Origin of the sequence: Pseudomonas sp. NC02, assembly GCF_002874965.1 — a bacterium.
GTDB lineage: Bacteria > Pseudomonadota > Gammaproteobacteria > Pseudomonadales > Pseudomonadaceae > Aquipseudomonas.
The window spans coordinates 1,459,463-1,478,552 of sequence record NZ_CP025624.1 but is presented as its reverse complement, the minus strand read 5'-3'; the positions used below and the strand labels follow the sequence as shown (position 1 = coordinate 1,478,552).

Below are 19,090 nucleotides of genomic sequence, written 5' to 3'. Positions count from 1 at the left end.
AGCCAATGTCATTCGAGTCCGCCATGAAACACTTCGCCACCGTATCGGCCGCACTAGCCCTGGCCCTGAGCCTCAGCGGTTGCATCGGCCCGCCTCTGGCGCTGACACCGCAAACTGAACAACGCCTGAAAACCGAGGCGCCGATCCGTTTTTTGCTGACCTTCGATGACGGCCCCAGCGCCTCGGGCTTCATGAACCCCAGCCGTTCGGTGATGGCGGACCTGGCGAACAACCCGATACAGCCGGGGATCAAGGCGGTGTTCTTCCTGCAGACCGAGGCGCCCCGCTCCGGCGGCAACCCGCGGGGCTACAAGACCATGGAGCGCGAATACGCGGCCGGCCATATCCTGGGCTTCCACACCGCGACCCCGTGGCACAGCAACCATCGCTTGCAGAATCCGGCTGAACTGGAGCACTACCTCAGCCTGGGTTCGTCGACCCTCACCTCCATCACCGGCCAACCGCCCACACTGGTACGCCCGCCGTTCTGGAACTACGACAAGCGCACCTTCGCCGCCTATCAGCAACACGGCATGCATGTGTTGCTGACCGACCTGAGTGCAAACGATGGGGTGATCTGGGTGTTCAACGGCAGCCCGCGTCGACGGGAAAACCTGATACGCCAACTCTCGGTGGTGCGCGAGCGCATCGCCAAAGGCGAATTACCGACGGTGGACGGCGTGATCCCGGTGGTGGTGACCTTCCACGATATCAACCGCTACACCGCCTGGCACTTGAAGGAATACCTGCAAATCCTGCTGGACAGCGCCCACATCAATGGCGTGCCCCTCGCCACACAGCCTTTCTACACCGACCGGGCAACCTTGCAGCGAGCCGCCATGGCCCGCACGGTAAAAAGCGCCGACGAAGTGGTGCACCTGCCCGGTGTGTGGAATTGGGTGTGGGACGCTGACTCGCACTAGACGCGCGACTCTACCCCCAACTCATCCCACACCGACTCGGCCAAGTGAAACGTCGCATTGGCCGCCGGAATCCCGCAATAGATCGCGCTCTGCATCAGCACTTCCTTGATCTCGGCGCGGGTCACACCGTTGCTCGCGGCGGCGCGCAGGTGCAGCTTCAGCTCTTCGCTGCGGTTCATGCCGATGAGCATGGCGATGGTGATCAGGCTGCGGGTATGCCGCGGCAGCCCCGGGCGGGTCCAGATATCACCCCAGGCGTGGCGGGTGATCATTTCCTGGAACTCGCTGTTGAACTCGGTCAGGGCGTTGAGGCTGCGGTCGACGTGGGCGTCGCCCAGCACTTCGCGGCGCACTTGCAGGCCTTCGGCATAACGTTGTTTCTCGTCCACAAAACGCTCCTCATGCAACGGTGACGACAGGCACATACCTGTGGCGAGGGAGCTTGCTCCCGTTGGGTCGCGCAGCGACGCCAGTGAGGCCGCTGCAGGGTTTTACAAATAGTTGGGTTGCGGCTGCTCAGGGGCTGCTACGCAGCCCAACGGGAGCAAGCTCCCTCGCCACAGGGTTCAGCGATACTCAGCGCGATAGCAGAAATTCCAGCACACGGTCGCTGAACGCCGCACCGGCTTGCACGTTGGACAAGTGCGCGGCATAGAACTCGGCATACTCGGCGCCCTGCACATGCGCCTGGATAAAGTGCCCACCCGCCGGCGGCGTCACCGCATCTTCGCTGCCTGCGATCACCAGGGTCGGCACCTTGATCGACGCCAGTTGCTCGCGAAAATCCGCGTCGCGCACGGCCGCGCAGTTTGCGGCATAACCCTGGGGATCAGTCGCCGCCAGCATATCGGTGATCAGCTTGGCCTGGTCAGGATGAGCCTCGGCGAAGTCGGCGGTGAACCAGCGGGCAATTGACGCATCACGCAGGGCAACCATCGCGGCCGCACCGTCGCGCAGGACCATCTCGATGCGTGGGTTCCAGATCTCGGGCGTGCCGATCTTCGCGGCGGTGTTGCACACCACCAGCCGGCGCAAACGCTCACCCGCGTTGATCCCCAGCCACTGGCCGATCAGGCCGCCCATGGACAACCCGCAGAAATGCGCGCGCTCGATCTGCAACGCATCCAGCAGCGCCAACACGTCACGGCCCAATTGCTCGATGCTGTAGGGGCCTTCGGTGACCAGCGACTTGCCATGGCCCCGGGTGTCGAAACGCAGCACCCGGAAGTACTGGGTGAACGCCTCGATCTGGATGTCCCACATATGCAGGTCGGTGCCCAGGGAGTTGGACAGCACCAGTACCGGCGCATCTTCGGGGCCATCGAGTTGGTAGTTCAGTTCGCCATCGGCGAGTTGTACAAATCCCACAGCAGCCTCCTCAGGCAGTCAAAGCAAAATGTTCGGCCACGGCCCGGGTGACCCAGGTGTGCGCCTGGCCCAGGTAGTGCGCCGGGTCCAGCAGGCGATCGAGTTCGGCCGCCGAAAGCTCGGCAGTCACTTGGGGTTCATCCCCCAGCACCGCGCGCAGGTGACGCCCGTCGGCGACGGCGCGTTTGCAGCATTGTTCCAGCAGATGGTGCGCGGTTTCGCGGCCCAGGCGCTGGGCGAGGACGATGCTGACCGCTTCGGCCAGTACCAGGCCCTGGGTCAGATCAAGGTTTTGGACCATGCGCCGGGGATCGACTTCCAGGCCTTCGCTGACCAGCAGCGCCTGATGCAATGCACCGGATACCAGCCGGCAAATCTCCGGCAGGGTTTCCCATTCGGCGTGCCACAGGCCCAGGCTGCGTTCGTGTTCCTGGGGCATCGCGCTGAACATCGTTGCCACCAGGCCGGGCACTCGCGTGGCAGCGCTGATCAGCACGGCAGCGCCCACCGGGTTGCGCTTGTGGGGCATGGTCGAAGAGCCGCCCTTGCCGGGGGCCGACGGCTCAAACACTTCCGCCGCTTCGGTCTGCATCAGCAGGCTGATGTCGCGACCCAGCTTGCCGAGGCTGCCGGCGATCAAACCGAGCACCGAGGCAAACTCCACCAGGCGGTCGCGCTGGGTGTGCCAGGGTTGCTCCGGCAGGCCCAGCTGCAACTCGGCGGCCAGTGCTTGCGCCACCGGCATCGCCTGTTCGCCGAGGGCCGCCAGGGTTCCGGAAGCACCGCCAAATTGCAGCACCAGCAAACGCGGCTTCAGCTCACTGAGACGTTGCCGGTTGCGGGTGACTGCGCCGAGCCAACCGGCGATCTTCATGCCCAGCGTGACCGGCGTTGCATGCTGCAGCCAGGTCCGGCCCGCCAAAGGAGTTGTCCCGTAACGCTGGGCCTGGGCGGCAAGAATGTCCCCCAACCGCGCCAGATCATGTTCGATCAGCTCGACCGCACTGCGCAGTTGCAGCACCAGGCCGGTGTCCATCACATCCTGGCTGGTAGCGCCCAGATGCACATAACGTTCGGCGCCGGCATCTTCGCTGGCGATCAACTTGCCGAGGGCCTTGACCAAGGGAATCGCAGAGTTGCCTGCGGTGGCGATGGCGTCGCCGAGGGCATCTACGTCGTAGAGAGAAGCCAGGCAGGCCTGGGCAATGGGCGCGACGGCCGCTTGCGGGATCAACCCGACCTGAGCCTCGGCCCGGGCCAGCGCCGCTTCGAAATCCAGCATGCCCTGCAAACGCCCCTGGTCGCAGAACACTTCAGCCATGCCGTTGGCGGTGAAGTAGGCGTCGAACAGTTGGTTGCTCGTGCGCATCGTCATAACACATCCCTAGGTGGCGCATACCCGGCAACGGGCATGCGCCAGCCGATTACAGATCGTGGTGCAAATACGCCGCCTCTTTGGGCAGGCGCAAGCTGAACAGGAACGCCACCGCCATCATCGCCGTGACGTACCAGTAGAAGGTGTTCTCCATGCCCATGGACTTGAGCCCCAAGGCCACATATTCCGCCGAACCACCGAAGATCGCGTTCGCCACCGCATACGCCAGGCCCACGCCCAGTGCGCGTACTTGTGGCGGGAACATTTCGGCTTTCACCAGGCCACTGATGGAGGTGTAGAAGCTCACGATGGCCAGGGCCAGGGTGATCAGCACAAAAGCCAGGAACGGGCTGCTGACGGTTTTCAGGGTCAACAGGATCGGCACGGTGCACAGCGTGCCCAGGGCGCCGAACCACAGCATCGAGTTACGGCGGCCAATCTTGTCCGCCAGCATGCCGAACACCGGCTGCATGCACATGTAGAAGAATAGCGCGCCGGTCATGATGTAGCTGGCGGTCTTGGCGTGCATCCCGGCGGTGTTCACCAGGTACTTCTGCATGTAGGTGGTGAACGTGTAGAAAATCAGCGAGCCGCCGGCGGTGTAACCGAGCACGGTGATAAACGCAGCCTTGTGATCGCGGAACAGCGCGGCAATGCTGCCGGCGTCCTTGTCTTCACGCATTTCCTTGCTGGTGGTTTCTTTCAGGGTGCGACGCAGCAACAGCGAGATCACCGCCGCAATGGCGCCGATCACGAACGGAATGCGCCAGCCCCAGGCCCGCAGTTCTTCTTCGGTGAGGATCTGTTGCAGGATCACCACCACCAACACCGCCAGCAGTTGCCCGCCGATCAGGGTCACGTACTGGAACGAGGCGAAGAACCCGCGCTGGCCCTTGAGGGCGACTTCACTCATATAGGTGGCAGTGGTGCCGTATTCGCCGCCGACCGACAGGCCCTGGAACAACCGGGCGACCAACAGCAGGGCCGGGGCCCAGGCGCCGATGTCTTTGTAGGTGGGCAAAAAGGCGATGACCAGGGAACCGGCGCACATCATCAGCACCGAGATCATCATGGAATTCTTGCGACCGTGTTTATCCGCCACCCGGCCGAACAGCCAGCCGCCGATAGGGCGCATCAGGAAGCCGGCGGCGAACACGCCGGCGGTGTTCAGCAGTTGCACGGTGGGGTCGTCCGACGGGAAAAACGCCGGGGCGAAATAGATGGCGCAGAAGGCATAGACGTAGAAGTCGAACCATTCGACGAGGTTGCCGGAAGAGGCACCGACAATCGCAAAAATCCTTTTGCTGCGTTCTTCTCCGGTGTAGTGGCTGGTTTTTGTTGTCATGTTTTTTCACTCAGTGGGAACGGTTATAGCCTAGACATACTTTGCAACAACCATGTTCCGCAAGCAGACTTTTGGATATTTGTTGCCTGGGCCGGCCTCATCGCGGGCAAGCCCGGCTCCCACATTTGGAATGCATTCCCCTGTGGGAGCTGGCTTGCCTGCGATAAATCCGCAACCCACTCAATAATCGAAGAACACCGTCTCTTCGTCTGTGCCCTGCAAAATCACATTCCACTGATACACACCCGCCGCATCCGCCTTGGCGATCAACGTACGGCGGCGCTCTTGCGGCACACACGCCAGCAGCGCGTCATCCCCATTCGCCGCTTCACCGTCAAAGTAAATCCGCGTCAGCAGGTGCTTCACCAGCCCACGGGCAAACACCAGCACCACCAGGTGCGGCGCCTGGGTCGTGCCCTTCAACCCCGGCACACTGCCCGGCTTGATGGTGGTAAAGCGAAAACGCCCTTCAGCGTCCACCGGCACTCGGCCAAAGCCTTCGAAGTTCGGGTCCACCGGTTTGTCCTGCTCATCCTCGGGATGGTCGTACTTGCCGGCCGCATTGGCCTGCCAGACTTCCAGCATGGCGTCGTTGACCACATCGCCATTGCCATCCACCACCTGCCCGGTGATCGCCACGCGCTCGCCGAGGGTGGCCGCAACGGTCAGGTCTTCGCGGTTCAGCCAGGTCAGGCCGATGTGGTAATACGGCCCGACGGTGTGGGAAGTAGTCGCGTTGAGGCTCATCTCATTTCTCCATCGGCGTGGCGTCGCGGCCGCGCAGGACGATGTCCCAGCGGTAGCCGAGGGCATAGTGCGGAATGGTTTTTTCCAGATCGAACGAGGCGATCAGGCGTTCCTTGGCGGACGTGTCCGGGACGCAGTTGTAGATCGGGTCATAGGCCAGCAGCGGGTCACCGGGGAAATACATCTGCGTCACCAACCGCGTCAGCACACTCGGGCCGAACAGCGAGAAGTGGATGTGCGCCGGGCGCCACGCGTTGTGGTGATTGCCCCACGGGTAGGCGCCGGGCTTGATGGTCTGGAACTGGTACCAGCCGTCGGCGTCGGTGACGGTACGCCCGGTGCCGGTGAAGTTCGGGTCCAGCGGTGCGTCGTGCTGGTCGCGCTTGTGGTTGTAGCGGCCGGCAGCGTTGGCCTGCCAGATTTCCACGAGGATGCCGGGAACGGGCAGGCCGTTTTCATCCAGCACGCGCCCGTGAATGATGATGCGTTCGCCCTGGGGCTCGCCTTCGTGCTGGGCGGTCAGGTCGTTGTCCTTCTCGTTGACGCGCTCGGCGCCGATGGTCGGGCCAGTGATTTCCGACAGGGAATGGGGCAGGAACACCAACGGCTTGGACGGCGAACGCAGGTTCGTCGACTGGTAGGCCGGGTGCAGGTAATCAGGCTGAGTACCCGCTTGCGGGCGCCGGTATCCGGGCTTGTCACTCATGGAGCAATCCTCTTTATTCTTGTGGGTCTCAAACGCGTTCGATCGCCAGGGCCAGGCCTTGGCCCACACCGACGCACATGGTCGCCAGGCCTTTGCTGCCACCGGTTTTTTCCAGCTGATGCAGCGCGGTCAGTACCAGGCGCGCACCGCTCATGCCCAGCGGATGGCCAAGGGCAATCGCGCCGCCGTTCGGGTTGACCTGCGGTGCGTCGTCGGCAATCCCCAGCTCGCGCAGCACGGCCAGGCCCTGGCTGGCGAAGGCTTCGTTGAGTTCGATCACATCGAAATCAGTTACCGCCAGGCCCAGGCGCTCCACCAGTTTGCGCACCGCCGGCACCGGGCCGATGCCCATCACACGCGGCGCCACACCGGCGCTGGCCATGCCCAGCACCCGGGCGCGGGCGGTCAGGCCGTGTTTTTTGACGGCTTCAGCAGAGGCCAGAATCAGCGCAGCGGCACCATCGTTCACACCAGAGGCGTTGCCTGCGGTGACGGTCTTTTCCGGACCATTGACCGGCTTGAGTTTGGCCAGGGCTTCCAGGGTGGTATCGGCCCGTGGATGCTCGTCGTGCTCGACCACGGTTTCGCCTTTTTTGTGGGCGACGCGCACCGGTACGATTTCTTCGGCGAAGAAACCGGCGGCCTGTGCAGCGGCAGTACGTTGCTGGCTGCGCAGGGCGAAGGCGTCCTGGTCGGCGCGGGAGACTTTATAGTCGTCGGCCACGTTGTCAGCGGTTTGCGGCATCGGGTCGACGCCGTACTGGGCCTTCATCAACGGATTGATAAAGCGCCAGCCGATGGTGGTGTCTTCCAGCTTCATGTTGCGCGAGAACGCCGCATCGGCCTTGCCCATCACGAACGGCGCGCGGGACATCGACTCGACGCCACCGGCAATCGCCAGTTCCATCTCGCCGCTGGCGATGGCGCGGAAGGCCGTGCCGATCGCGTCCATGCCCGAAGCGCACAGGCGGTTCAGGGTAACGCCGGGAATGCTCTCCGGCAGGCCGGCCAGCAATGCCGCCATGCGCGCCACGTTGCGGTTGTCTTCGCCGGCCTGGTTGGCGCAGCCGAGAAACACTTCGTCCACCGCGTTCCAGTCCACCGATGGGTTGCGTTCCATCAGCGCCTTGATCGGCAGTGCCGCCAGGTCATCGGCGCGCACGGTGGACAAGCCACCGCCAAAACGGCCGATGGGGGTACGAATGGCGTCACAGATAAATACGTCGCGCATCAGGCTTCTCCGGGGGCTTGGCCGTGGGCGGCAGCGGTGCGTGCCTCAAGGTCGCGCAGGGCAGTCAGTTCAATCTCGGTGGGTTCGGCGCTGGTGGTCACCTGGTCGGCAAAACGAATCGCCCAACCGGTGGCGGCCACTACTTGCTCACGGGTCACGCCGGGGTGCAGGGCGGTGACGACAAATTCGTGGCTGCCCTCCTCCGGCTCCATGATGCACAGGTCGGTAATAATCCCTACAGGACCGGCGCCTGGCAGACCCAGGCGTTTGCGCGAGTCACCGCCTTCGCCGTGGCCGACCGAGGTGATGAAGTCCAGCTTGTCGACAAACGAGCGGGCCGACTGCTTGAGGATGATCAGCACGCTCTTCGCGGAGCCGGCGATCTCCGGTGCGCCACCGGCACCTGGCAGGCGCACTTTGGGCTGGTGGTAGTCACCGACCACGGTGGTGTTGATATTGCCGAAACGGTCGACCTGGGCCGCGCCGAGGAAGCCGACGTCAATGCGCCCGCCCTGCAGCCAGTAGCGAAAAATCTCACCGGTCGGCACCACGGTGTCAGCGGTTTCAGCCAGCTCGCCGTCACCGATGGACAGCGGCAGCACCGAAGGCTTGGCGCCAATCGGGCCGGACTCGTAGATCAGCACCACATCCGGCGACGACGTCAGGCGCGCCAGGTTGGCAGCCTTGGAGGGAAGGCCGATGCCGACGAAGCACACCGAACCGTTCTTCAGGCGGCGCGCGGCGGCGACGGTCATCATTTCGTTGGTCGAGTAAGCCATTATTTGGCCTCCTGCGCGGTGGCCAGCTTGGCCTGGAATTCACTGAAATTGGCGGTGCCGTGGATGTATTCGTTGATCCACGCAGTAAACGTCTCACGGTCCCGGGCGATGGGGTCCCAGGCCTGGTAGAAACGGTTGTCACGTTCGGTGTAACCGTGGGCGTAGGACGGATGCGCGCCACCCGGCACATGGCACACGGCAGTCAGGGCCCAGGTCGGCAGCACGCAGGCGTTCATCGGCGCGTTGAGGTCGTCGACGATTTCTTCAACGGTAACGATGCAGCGCTTGGCCGCCAGGGCCGCTTCCTTCTGCACCCCGAGGATGCCCCACAGCAGCACGTTGCCCTTGCGGTCAGCCTTTTGCGCGTGGATCACTGTGATGTCCGGGCGCACCGACGGCACGGCCGCCAGTACTTCACCGGTGAAGGGGCAGGTCACGGTCTTGATCAGCGGGTTGACCTTGGGCAGGTCGGAACCGGCGTAGGCCCGCAGCACCGCGAATGGTAGGCCGGAGGCACCGGCGACGTAGGCATTGGCCAGATCGGCGTGGCTGTGCTCTTCGATCTCCAGCGGTTGCGGCCATTGCTTTTCAACGGCGTCCCGCAGGCGATGCAGGGAACCCACGCCCGGGTTGCCGCCCCAGGAGAAAATCAGCTTGCGTGCACAGCCGGCGCCGATCAACTGGTCGTAGATCAGGTCAGGCGTCATGCGCACCAGCGTCAGGTCTTTCTTGCCCTGACGAATGATTTCATGACCTGCCGCCGTAGGAATCAGGTGAGTAAAGCCTTCGAGTGCAACGGTGTCGCCGTCATTCACGAACTGCTTTACCGCATCAGCCAGCGAAAGGATTTCAGCCATGGGGTGGGCTCCCGGTATCGATCGAAAAAGGCGCTGGAGGCAGCGCCGAAGTGCTTGAAGATTAAGCCGGGGGTCGGGGCCAAACAATCCGATAATCGACTGAGTGTTCGATTATCGAACGGATTGTTGTCTTGCTATCGGTCCGTTTCAGGTAGCGTCGGCATGGCTGACCATGCCCTTGATCACCACCGCGGTGGTGGCCAATGCCGCCGGGATCACCAGGGCGGTCAGCACCTGTTCGAAGTTCCAGCCCAGGCCCAGCAAGGTCGCGCCCATCCACGCCCCGAGGATCGCGCCGAAGCGGCCGATGCCGAGCATCCACGACACGCCCGTGGCGCGGCCCTGGGTCGGGTAGAAACGTGCGGCCAGCGACGGCATCGCCGACTGCGCACCGTTGACACACATGCCGGCAATCAACACCAGAGTCGCCAGCAGCGTGATATTGCCCAGGCTCTGCCCCACCGCGTAGGCAAACACCCCGGCCAGCAGGTAGAAAGTGCCGATGACCTTGTGCGGATTGAACCGGTCCATCGCCCAGCCCACGCCGACCGCACTCAATACGCCGCCAAACTGGAACAACGCACCGATAAACGCGGCCTGTTCCATGCTGGCGCCGCTGTCGCGCATCAGGGTCGGCAGCCAACTGGTCAGCAGGTAAACAATCACCAGGCCCATGAAATACGTCAGCCACAACAGCAAGGTGCCGGCGCTGTAGGTGCCGGAGAAGATCACCGCGAACACGTTGCGCGCCTTGACGGTTTTCTGTTCGGGCACGCTGAAGCTCGAGGCCTGGGCGACGATGCCCGGCTCGATAGGCGCCAGGGTCTTGCGCACCTTGTCGGTGCCGCGATTGCGCACCACCAGGTAACGCGCCGACTCCGGCAGCCAGAACAGCAGCACCACCGCGAGGATCAGCGGCAACAGGCCGCCGATCATCAGCAGGCTGTGCCAGCCATACGCCGGGATCAGCTTGGCCGAGATAAACCCGCCACCGGCCATGCCCAGGTTGAAGCCGCAGAACATGCTGGTCACCAGCAGCGACTTATGGCGTTCCGGGGTGTATTCGGAGAGCAGTGTCGTGGCGTTCGGCATGCCGGCGCCCAGGCCGAGACCGGTGAGGAAGCGCAGGATCAGCAGTTGATCGACGTTGCTGCTGTAGGCCGAGGCCAGGCTGAAGGCCCCAAACACCAGCACCGCCCCCACCAGCACCACCTTGCGCCCGAAGCGGTCGGCGAGTGGGCCGGAGCCCAGGGCGCCGAAGACCATGCCGATCAACGCGGCGCTCATCACCGGGCCGAGGCTGGCGCGGTCGATGCCCCAGTCCTGGGACAGCGCCGGGGCGATAAAGCCCATGGCGGCGGTGTCGAGGCCGTCGAGGAAGACGATGAGAAAACACAGGATCACCACTCGCCACTGATACCGCGACAGCGGCTGGGCGTTGATGAAGGACTGAACGTCCAAACAAGTACCGACAGCAGGTGAAGGCTGATTCATTATTTTTATTTCCACACCGATGGGCGGGCGAACGACCTTGAGTCGTCATTATTATTGGGGCGGCGCCTTGAAGCGCTGCCGCACATTAATAAGCCTTGGGAAACACCGTCAATTCATCCAGCCGGGATCTGTGCGGTCACCGAACAGCTTACGCAAACAGCTGCGCGCTCAGCTCCTGGCTGGCACTGAGCATGCTCGGCAGGAAACGCTGCTCCAGCTCGCTGCGGCTGACCCGCCCGGCATGGGTGCTGACGTTCAGTGCCGCCAGGACCTGGCCCGAAGCGTCGTACACCGGCACGGCGATGGAACGCAGCCCTTGCTCCAGTTCCTGGTCGACAATGCACCAGCCCTGCTGCCGCACTTCCTGCAGGCATTCGAGCAAGGCTTGCGGGGTGGTGAGGGTGCGGCTGGTCTTGGTTTGCAGGTCGGCGTGGTCGAGGTAGTCCTGCAGCGAGGCGTCATCCAGCGCCGCCAGCAGGATACGGCCCATGGAGGTGCAGTAGGCCGGGAGACGGCCGCCCACGGAAAGGTCGACGGAAATCAGGCGTTGGGTGGTGGCGGAGCGGGCAATGTAGAGGATGTCATCACCTTCCAGGGTTGCCATGTTGCACGCCTCGTGGAGCTGCTCGCTGATGCGGTCCAGGTAAGGCTGCGCCGAAACGGCCAGGGGCGTGGACGACAGGTAAGCGTGGCCGAGGGTCAGCACCTTGGGCAACAGCGAATAGGTACGCCCGTCGGTGGTGGCGTAGCCGAGTTTGATCAGGGTATGCAGGCAACGGCGTACGGCAGCGCGGGGGATTTCCGTGCGGTGGCTAATCTGGGCGATGGTCAGGTGGCGCTTGCGCTCCTGGAATGCCTGCACCACGGCCAGGCCGCGTGCCAGGGAGGTCATGAAATCCGGATCACCGGTAAACGCCTGGATGCGCTTGGCCGGTGACGCAACGATCGGCGGCGCCACTGATGCGAAGGAGTTGCGCAATTGATCGTTCATTTGGGGTCCTTTCTCTTATTTTTAACCGCTGCGGGAGGGTGACCGCTATTACAAGCCGCCGTGCAATGGCTGCACAAGGCAGGGCAACCAACATTGGGCGATTATCGGACGGTCATTCGATTATCGCAATTTGTCACCGCCGACCGGTGCCGGAACCCCTCTACATCCATTTGAGTGCCTTTCAGAATCGACTGATGTACGAGAGAAGTTAAGGTTGATTAACGCCTGTAGAACATTGCACGATTTATGGCGCCAATAGTTCAGCAAATACCCCACACACCTGCGTAACAAAACCCTCACACAAAGTTGACGATTTTTAACTTGTTGGCGATAGTGTTATTCAAGCGCGTGGCTATAATGCATCCTGTGCAGGAGCCAGCCTCGCCTGACCCCGAGGATAGATTTCACCCAGTCGTGCACCGGCTGCGTGCAGGCTCCGCCGCAAGTACCTGACACACATTTCGAATGCCTGCCAACTGCTTGTGGCTGTGACAAGAAAACTGTTGCTACGACAACTGCTCTTCTCCGGTATCGTGGCCGCGTGCAATAAAGAAGTGGTTTTTCCTGTATACCTTTCCACGCTGATCTTCAGATTGACGGTATACCGGGGGCGACTTCCCGGCATCGCGTTTCGCCGGAATCAAACTCAACTCAATTAGGTAACAATGTGACGAAAGACGAACTGCGCGCGGAACTTGAGCGCCAGGAACAACGTTACAAGGATGTTTACGGCGGGGAAGTCACCACCTACGCCGCCCAGCCAGAACCTGAACGCAAGCCATGGCGCAAACGAGCCAGCCTGCTCGACCAGGCCTTTGCCCAGGAAATCCAAAAGATTGAACAGGACCTCAAAGCCGAAGAGCCATAAGCGTTTCGGGTTGAGCTTCCAAAGGTGCCATCTCTCTGCCAGTACCACGCTGGTGGAGGGAAGCCCGTTATGTGGCCTTAGCGAAATTTCATACGATTGTTTCAGTTATTCCCTTCCGGCGCTTTATCCCGCGAATTTGATGGATCCTCCATATAAATCAATCACTTGCCAAAGCCCCGAAAACACCGGGATGCACGCCTCCCCCCCATTTTTTTTCGTTGAAGAATGTTACCGATGAGCAGCTAGTGCATTGATTACCGATGTTTTCTGGCATAATCGCGCCCCCTTACGACCGGGTCAGAAAACCTTCATGATCGATTTATTCAGCGGACTGGATGCTTGGGTTCTAGTGAGCCTGTTGCTCGCCCTGGCCTTTGTCCTCGCCTTCGAGTTCATCAATGGCTTTCATGACACCGCTAACGCGGTTGCCACAGTCATCTATACCAAAGCCATGCCTCCGCATCTGGCCGTGTTCTTCTCCGGGGTGTTCAACTTCCTCGGCGTGTTGCTCGGTGGGGTCGGTGTTGCGTATGCCATCGTGCACCTGCTGCCGGTGGAGTTGCTGATCAATGTGAACACCGGCCACGGTCTGGCCATGGTCTTCTCATTATTGGCAGCGGCGATCACCTGGAACCTCGGCACCTGGTATTTCGGGATCCCGGCGTCCAGTTCCCACACCCTGATCGGTTCGATCCTCGGTGTCGGCCTGGCCAACGCCCTGATCAACGACATTCCCCTGGCTGACGGCGTCAACTGGCAGAAAGCGATCGATATCGGCGCTTCGCTGGTGTTCTCGCCGATGGCTGGTTTCGTGGTTGCCGCCCTGGTGCTGCTGGGCCTGAAATGGTGGCGCCCGCTGTCGAAGATGCACAAGACACCGGACCAGCGCCGCAAGCTCGACGACAAGAAGCACCCGCCGTTCTGGAACCGCCTGGTCTTGGTGATTTCGGCGATGGCCGTGAGCTTCGTGCACGGCTCCAACGACGGGCAGAAAGGTATTGGCCTGATCATGCTGGTACTGATCGGTATCGTGCCGGCGCAGTTCGTACTGGACCTGGGCAGCACCACTTACCAGATCGAGCGCACCCGCGACGCCACGCTGCACTTGAATCAGTTCTACCAGCGCAATCAAGAAACCCTCGGTGAGTTCCTGGCCCTGGGCAAAAGCGTGAAAGACGATTTGCCGGGCAAGTTCCAGTGCAATCCGCAGCAGACTGAACCGACGATCAACGCCCTGCTGGGGACCTTGAAAGGTGTCTCTGACTACCATTCGTTGACCGCCGAGCATCGGATTGAAGTGCGTCGTTATCTGTTGTGCCTGGATGACACCGCGAAGAAGGTGGGCAAGTTGCCAGGCCTGGATGCGCGTGAGAAGTCGGACCTGGACAAGTTGCGCAAGGACCTGACGGCGACCACCGAGTACGCGCCGTTCTGGGTGATCCTGGCGGTGGCACTGGCCTTGGGCCTGGGCACCATGGTGGGCTGGAAGCGTGTGGTGCTGACCATTGGTGAGAAGATCGGCAAGCAGGGCATGACGTATGCCCAGGGTATGTCGGCGCAGATCACCACGGCCAGCATGATTGGCTTGGCCAATATCTTCAGCTTGCCGGTTTCCACGACTCATGTGTTGTCTTCGGGTGTGGCGGGGACCATGGTGGCGAACAAGAGCGGGCTGCAAGGTGGCACCGTCAAGACCATTCTGATGGCTTGGGTGTTGACGCTGCCGGCGACTGTGGGCCTTTCGGCCGGGTTGTTCTGGTTGGCTTCCAAGGCTTTGGGTAGCTGACAGCTCTTGGGCTTGTGAAGAGGGTGCGACCTGTGAGGGTCGTGCCTTTTTTTATGGCTGGGGTTTGGGTGTATATCCGTTATTTAGGTAACGGCCACTTATGGTTCCGCTCTTACAGCGGCTCACTTTTGAACAGCGCAAAAGTAAGCAAAACGCTCTTGCCCCACCACTCGGCACCTCGCCTAGGCTCGGTGTTCCCTCACTCCGGCTTTGGACCGTGGGCCGCCGTCATGGGCCATCCTTGGCCCAGGACGGCTAACCTGGCGTCCTGCCAGGTTACCCACGCTCCAAAGCCTGCGTTCGGCCAGCGTGGTTTAACGGGGCGCCTAAGATCAAGATCAAAAGCAAGAGCACAGCGGCCTACCGGCCGGCTTGAGTGTTGAAGAGCAAAAGCCAAATCAAAAGCTAAAGCGGGCACGGTCAAATGTGGGAGCGGGCTTGCTCGCGAAGGTCGTTAACGATGACGCGGGCATTCTGAATGAACGCGGCGCCCTCAGGTTTTTCGCGAGCAAGCCCGCTCCCACAGAAAAGCAGATCTGTTTTCGCTCTGGTCTTTGCTTTTGCTTTTAACACTCAAGCCGGCCGGGAGGCCGCTGTGCTCTGCTTTTGATCTGTTTTTGATTTTGATCTGCGGGCCCCGTTAACCACGATGGCCGCAAGTAGGCACGGTGGAGCGGGTAAATCGGCAAGGATGCCGATTTAGCCGCGCCGGGCCATGGATGGCCCGTCGCGGCGGCCCGCGGAGCCGTGCCGGAGTGCGGGCATGCCGAGCCTAAGCGAGGCACCGAGTGGTGGGGCAAAGCGTTTTTTGGTTACTTTTTTAGGCGTTTGTAAAAAAGTGACTCGCTGTAAGAGCGAAACCATAAGTAGCCGTTACCGCAGCAACGGATATGTGCACAAATCAAAAAATCCAAAACAAAAAAAAGGCGACCGAAGTCGCCCAAAATGCCTTGCGTGCTCATGTATCCGAAAAGACCTAAGGCCTCTTACGCTTATTAGCGTCTTTCCAGATAAAAATTCCAAACCCTACAAAGAACATCACCATGAGGCCAACCGTCAGCACTCCGGCAAACACCACATTATCGAAAAACATGACCGGCCTCCTGCACTTGCCCTGTTGCGATAGGGCTAAGTTAACCAAGAAGACGAAAGAAGAAATTGACGAGGATCAATGTCGCCCGCGACGGAGCGTAAAGAAGGGAAATAACTGACCTGCATCAAACGATGCAGGCTATATCAACGCTTTTTCGGTTTGCTTTTCGGCTTTTTCTTGGGCTTCCCCAACGGCATCGCCTGTTCAAACGCCTGGCGCACTTCATTCAGTCGCTTGTCATTCAGATCATGAACACGTTTGGCCCGTTCGGCATTCAGATCAATCAGCTTGTCATCGTCACTCATGGCTTGGCTTACGTAATGGCTTGGATGCCCCAATAATGCGTCCTGCGCCAATCCCGCGTAAACAAAATCGATGTCATCGCGCGCATTTGCCCGCAAAATCCCCCCATCCCACCCCCTCACACAGAGCGTTCGACGTGGCACTGCACAAGGACCTTCCCCCACTCCTGGCCCTGCGCGCCTTTGAGGCCGTGGCCCGGCATTTGAGTTTTATCAAGGCCGCCGCCGAGCTGTCAGTGACCCAAAGCGCCCTCAGCCATCAAGTGCAGAAACTCGAACAGCACCTGGGCAAACCGCTGTTTATCCGACGCACCCGCGCCATCGATCTGACCGAAGACGGCCAACACTACTACGACCAGATCCGCCCCGCCCTCGACACCATCGCCGCCGCCACCCGGCAGCAGCAAACACCGCCCGCCACCAGCGTACTGCGCGTCGGCCTGCTCGCCTCGTTCGCCACTTTGTGGCTGGCACCGCGCCTGGCGGGGTTTCTCAGCCGCTACCCACACATCCAGGTGGAGTTGGTGCCGGCGATTCAGCTGGCAGATGTCGCCGCCGCCGAGGTCGACCTGGCGATTCGCTACGGCAAGGGCGACTGGACCGACGTGCAGGCCACGCGCCTGATGAGCGAAACACTGTCACCCGTCTGCAGCCCGGCGTTCAAGGCCAGCCAACTGGCCAATGGCCCGCTGCTGATGGCCACCTCGCACCGCCCTTTCGAGTGGACCGACTGGTCCCGGCATTATCAGGTGGATGTGGAGCACTACCCCAAGGCGCTGCTGCACGACTACAACATCGTGGTCGAAGCCGCCGTCGCCGGCCAGGGCATCGCCATGGGCCGCCACCGCCTGATCGAACGCAGGCTCAAGGAGGGCACATTGGTGGAAGCCTTCGACTGGCCGCCCTATCAAAGCGAGATCGGTTACTGGCTGATTGCCCCGCATGGCGAAACCAGCACGGCGGCCGCTTGTTTCAGTGAATGGCTCAGGGAAATCTGCGCTGACGCATGAGTTATTTCGATACGTCGAGTTAAATCTATCCGTTTGTCGGCGAAAATCGCCCCGCCCATGCTGAAGACTCTTTCCAAGAGGATTCATCATGAGCCACTCCATCTCACAACGCGTACAAGCCCTCGGCCTGAGCCTGCCGACACCCAGCCAGCCGATTGCCAACTACGTCAATTACGTGATCAGCCAGAACCAGCTGTTCATCTCCGGCCAAATCCCGCTGCTGGACGGCAAACCCACTTACATCGGAAGACTCGGCGAATCCATCAGCGAAGACGAAGGCGCCAAGGCCGCCGAACTCGCGGCGCTGGGCCTGCTGGCCCAATTAAGCGATGCCCTGGGCGATGACCTGTCGCGACTGGTGCGCATCATTCGGTTGGGCGTATTTATCGCCAGCAGCGGTGATTTCCAGCGCCAGGGTGCAGTCGCCAATGGCGCTTCGAACTTGCTGGTCAACGCCCTCGGCGACAAAGGCCGGCATGCCCGTACGGCCGTGGGCGTCGCCAGCTTGCCGGGCGGCGTAGCCGTGGAGATCGACGCGATTTTCGAGTTGCAGCCGTGACTGCGCTGTCCCTGACCGAGGTCCGGGAGCTGCGGGACGAAACGCCGGGCTGCCAGTCCGGCATCGTCCACTTCAACCACGCCGGGGCCTCCCTGCCCAGCCAAGGGACGCTCGATGCAATCATTGACCAGTTGCAGCGCGAAGCCCGCGACGGCCCGATGGAGGCCGGCGAACACGGCGCACTGCTGACAGAAAAAGCCCGTCGCGCCGCCGCGCAACTGCTCAATGCGCCCGTGTCATCGATTGCCTTCGCCAGCAGTGGCTCGACCGCCTGGAGCATGGCGTTCCAGGCGTTGGGCCCGTGGCAGCCAGGCGACCGCATTCTGGTGGGCCGCCACGAATGGGGCGGCAACCTGGCGAGCATGCAGACGGCCGTGCAATCGGGTGCACAAGTAGAAGTGATCCCCTGCGATGAAACCGGCGCGGTCTCCGTCGCCGGCCTGGAAGCCATGCTCGACGCCCGGGTGCGGTTGATCGACCTGACCTGGCTCCCCGCCAACAGCGGCTTGATCAACCCGGCCGAGGCCATCGGCGCGTTGGCCAGGCGTCATGGCATTGCCTATTTCATCGACGCCGGGCAAGCCATCGGCCAGGTGCCGGTGGATGTGCAAGCGCTGCACTGCGATGTGCTCAAGGGCGCCGGGCGCAAGCATCTGCGCGGCCCACGGGGGACCGCCCTGCTCTATGTGCGGCCGGATTTTCTCGAGCGCTTGAACCCGGCCCAACGCGATGTGTTTTCGGCGCCCTGGAGCCCTGCGGGATTTGACTTGCGCAACGACGCCCGGCGCTTTGAAACCAGCGAAGTGTCGTTCGCCTTGCTGGCAGGCCTGGGCAATGCGTTGCTGGAGGTCAATCGATTGGGGGTCGAGCGGGTACGCGAGACGGTCCGGCTGTTAAGCGACACAATCCGTGAACAATTGCGCCGAATCGACGGGATTACCTTGCATGACCTGGGAACCAGCGCAAACCAGTCCGGCCTGATCGCGTTCAACCTGGCCGGCTGGGACGCCTTCGAGCTCAAGCGCCGCCTGGGCCTCAAGCGGATCAACATCGGTGCCAATGGCGTGCCCTACACTCCACTGGACATGCAGGCCCGCGAGCTGGACAGCGTGGCGCGAATCTCCGTGAGCTACCTCAATACGGCGCAAGACATCGAGCAACTGATCGCCGCCCTGCGCGAACTGCGGGATTAAACCTCGACGTCCACCCACAAGCCTTGCCGTGGTGCGTCTTCAATCAACGGCACCACCGGCACGGTGTTGTCGGCGTTGAGTTCGTCACCGGGAACAGCCAGGTGCTCCTGCGAGTCTTCATCGGCTTCGCGGCGACGCTTTTGCTGTTCCTGCTGGCGACGCTGCTCCTCGCGCAGCAGCAAAGCCGCTTCCTCGGGATCGCGCTTTTGCAAGTCGATGGTACTTTCGTTGGAGCCTGGCTGAACCGGCGCCACGGGCGGGATATCCGGCTTCTGGCGCACCGGGTCAAGCTGCGACGTGACCGGCACAACACTCAAGGGCAGCATGGGTGGCAGCATATTATTAGTCTCCTGTTCAGCAGACTGTCGGCTGCGTGGGTGACGACTTGAGCGTCAAGTTGCCAACTTGTGAACCAATCGTCATCTATCCGACGAAGATACCGCCCTTTTTCTTGCCGCTTGTA

At 61.7% G+C, this 19,090-nt stretch carries 20 protein-coding genes; 6 read left to right on the top strand and 14 right to left on the bottom strand.

The features are described from left to right. The first annotated feature begins 23 nt into the window (after positions 1 to 23). Entirely contained in the window at positions 24 to 923 is a 900-nt protein-coding gene (locus tag C0058_RS06815) for a polysaccharide deacetylase family protein (protein WP_166742188.1), read from the top strand. Here C0058_RS06815 and pcaC read toward each other — a convergent pair. The 11 genes from pcaC to pcaR form a co-directional block, all read right to left on the bottom strand. Further along, a complete protein-coding gene (gene pcaC / locus C0058_RS06810; RefSeq protein WP_008431145.1) occupies positions 920 to 1,312 on the bottom strand; it encodes a 4-carboxymuconolactone decarboxylase in 393 nt (130 codons plus the stop codon). The two genes, C0058_RS06815 and pcaC, sit on opposite strands and share 4 nt — an antisense overlap. A 187-nt stretch (positions 1,313 to 1,499) precedes the next feature. Next, positions 1,500 to 2,291 (bottom strand): 3-oxoadipate enol-lactonase, encoded by a 792-nt coding sequence (pcaD, locus tag C0058_RS06805; RefSeq protein ID WP_003219815.1) that lies wholly within the window; start codon positions 2,289 to 2,291, stop codon positions 1,500 to 1,502. Between the two features lie 10 nt (positions 2,292 to 2,301). Continuing rightward, positions 2,302 to 3,666, bottom strand: coding sequence for a 3-carboxy-cis,cis-muconate cycloisomerase (locus C0058_RS06800; RefSeq protein WP_008431146.1), 1,365 nt, complete (start codon positions 3,664 to 3,666; stop codon positions 2,302 to 2,304). A gap of 49 nt (positions 3,667 to 3,715) precedes the next feature. Further along, positions 3,716 to 5,011 (bottom strand): MFS family transporter, encoded by a 1,296-nt coding sequence (locus C0058_RS06795; RefSeq protein WP_003219818.1) that lies wholly within the window; start codon positions 5,009 to 5,011, stop codon positions 3,716 to 3,718. A gap of 180 nt (positions 5,012 to 5,191) precedes the next feature. Continuing rightward, positions 5,192 to 5,758, bottom strand: a complete 567-nt coding sequence (gene pcaG, locus C0058_RS06790) for a protocatechuate 3,4-dioxygenase subunit alpha (protein ID WP_003219820.1) — start codon at positions 5,756 to 5,758, stop codon at positions 5,192 to 5,194. A 1-nt stretch (position 5,759) separates the two neighbouring features. Beyond that, positions 5,760 to 6,464: a protocatechuate 3,4-dioxygenase subunit beta gene (gene pcaH / locus C0058_RS06785; protein ID WP_003219824.1), complete on the bottom strand. Its 705-nt coding sequence runs from the start codon at positions 6,462 to 6,464 to the stop codon at positions 5,760 to 5,762. Positions 6,465 to 6,492: 28 nt separating this feature from the next. Next, complete coding sequence (gene pcaF / locus C0058_RS06780; protein ID WP_173883074.1) at positions 6,493 to 7,698, bottom strand: 3-oxoadipyl-CoA thiolase; 1,206 nt, start codon at positions 7,696 to 7,698, stop codon at positions 6,493 to 6,495. Next, positions 7,695 to 8,477 carry a CoA-transferase subunit beta gene (locus C0058_RS06775; RefSeq protein ID WP_172834582.1) on the bottom strand — a complete coding sequence of 261 codons (783 nt, stop codon included), beginning with the start codon at positions 8,475 to 8,477 and terminating at the stop codon, positions 7,695 to 7,697. The genes pcaF and C0058_RS06775 overlap by 4 nt, the downstream gene beginning before the upstream one ends. Continuing rightward, complete coding sequence (locus C0058_RS06770; protein ID WP_003219830.1) at positions 8,474 to 9,331, bottom strand: CoA transferase subunit A; 858 nt, start codon at positions 9,329 to 9,331, stop codon at positions 8,474 to 8,476. Before C0058_RS06770 ends, C0058_RS06775 begins: the two co-directional genes overlap by 4 nt. Positions 9,332 to 9,478: 147 nt before the next feature. Beyond that, the gene (locus tag C0058_RS06765; protein WP_003219832.1) at positions 9,479 to 10,825 is read right to left on the bottom strand and encodes an MFS transporter; all 1,347 of its coding nucleotides are present in this window, start codon (positions 10,823 to 10,825) and stop codon (positions 9,479 to 9,481) included. A 148-nt stretch (positions 10,826 to 10,973) separates the two neighbouring features. After that, positions 10,974 to 11,816: a pca regulon transcriptional regulator PcaR gene (gene pcaR / locus C0058_RS06760; RefSeq protein WP_102368260.1), complete on the bottom strand. Its 843-nt coding sequence runs from the start codon at positions 11,814 to 11,816 to the stop codon at positions 10,974 to 10,976. Between the two features lie 667 nt (positions 11,817 to 12,483). On the opposite strand from pcaR, the gene C0058_RS06755 reads away from it, so the two are divergent. Together C0058_RS06755 and C0058_RS06750 are read left to right on the top strand one after the other, a co-directional pair. Then, positions 12,484 to 12,684, top strand: a complete 201-nt coding sequence (locus C0058_RS06755) for a hypothetical protein (protein WP_003219834.1) — start codon at positions 12,484 to 12,486, stop codon at positions 12,682 to 12,684. A 310-nt stretch (positions 12,685 to 12,994) separates the two neighbouring features. After that, on the top strand, positions 12,995 to 14,470 hold the full coding sequence (locus C0058_RS06750; RefSeq protein ID WP_003219836.1) for an inorganic phosphate transporter: 1,476 nt from the start codon (positions 12,995 to 12,997) through the stop codon (positions 14,468 to 14,470). 976 nt (positions 14,471 to 15,446) lie between these two features. Here C0058_RS06750 and ccoM read toward each other — a convergent pair. Both ccoM and C0058_RS32575 read right to left on the bottom strand, forming a co-directional pair. Next, positions 15,447 to 15,563, bottom strand: coding sequence for a cytochrome c oxidase subunit CcoM (gene ccoM / locus C0058_RS33155; protein ID WP_003210916.1), 117 nt, complete (start codon positions 15,561 to 15,563; stop codon positions 15,447 to 15,449). Positions 15,564 to 15,706: 143 nt separating this feature from the next. Continuing rightward, the gene (locus tag C0058_RS32575) at positions 15,707 to 16,009 is read right to left on the bottom strand and encodes a hypothetical protein (protein ID WP_143495551.1); all 303 of its coding nucleotides are present in this window, start codon (positions 16,007 to 16,009) and stop codon (positions 15,707 to 15,709) included. Between C0058_RS32575 and C0058_RS06740 the strand changes: the two genes are divergently transcribed. From C0058_RS06740 to C0058_RS06730, 3 genes are all read left to right on the top strand, one after another. Further along, entirely contained in the window at positions 16,003 to 16,875 is an 873-nt protein-coding gene (locus C0058_RS06740) for a LysR substrate-binding domain-containing protein (RefSeq protein WP_102368259.1), read from the top strand. The genes C0058_RS32575 and C0058_RS06740 overlap by 7 nt on opposite strands. Positions 16,876 to 16,963: 88 nt before the next feature. Beyond that, the gene (locus C0058_RS06735) at positions 16,964 to 17,434 is read left to right on the top strand and encodes a RidA family protein (protein WP_003210913.1); all 471 of its coding nucleotides are present in this window, start codon (positions 16,964 to 16,966) and stop codon (positions 17,432 to 17,434) included. Continuing rightward, entirely contained in the window at positions 17,431 to 18,627 is a 1,197-nt protein-coding gene (locus C0058_RS06730) for an aminotransferase class V-fold PLP-dependent enzyme (protein WP_371132488.1), read from the top strand. The genes C0058_RS06735 and C0058_RS06730 overlap by 4 nt, the downstream gene beginning before the upstream one ends. Here C0058_RS06730 and C0058_RS06725 read toward each other — a convergent pair. Then, positions 18,624 to 18,965, bottom strand: coding sequence for a hypothetical protein (locus C0058_RS06725; protein ID WP_008430424.1), 342 nt, complete (start codon positions 18,963 to 18,965; stop codon positions 18,624 to 18,626). The genes C0058_RS06730 and C0058_RS06725 overlap by 4 nt on opposite strands. Positions 18,966 to 19,090 lie beyond the last annotated feature (125 nt).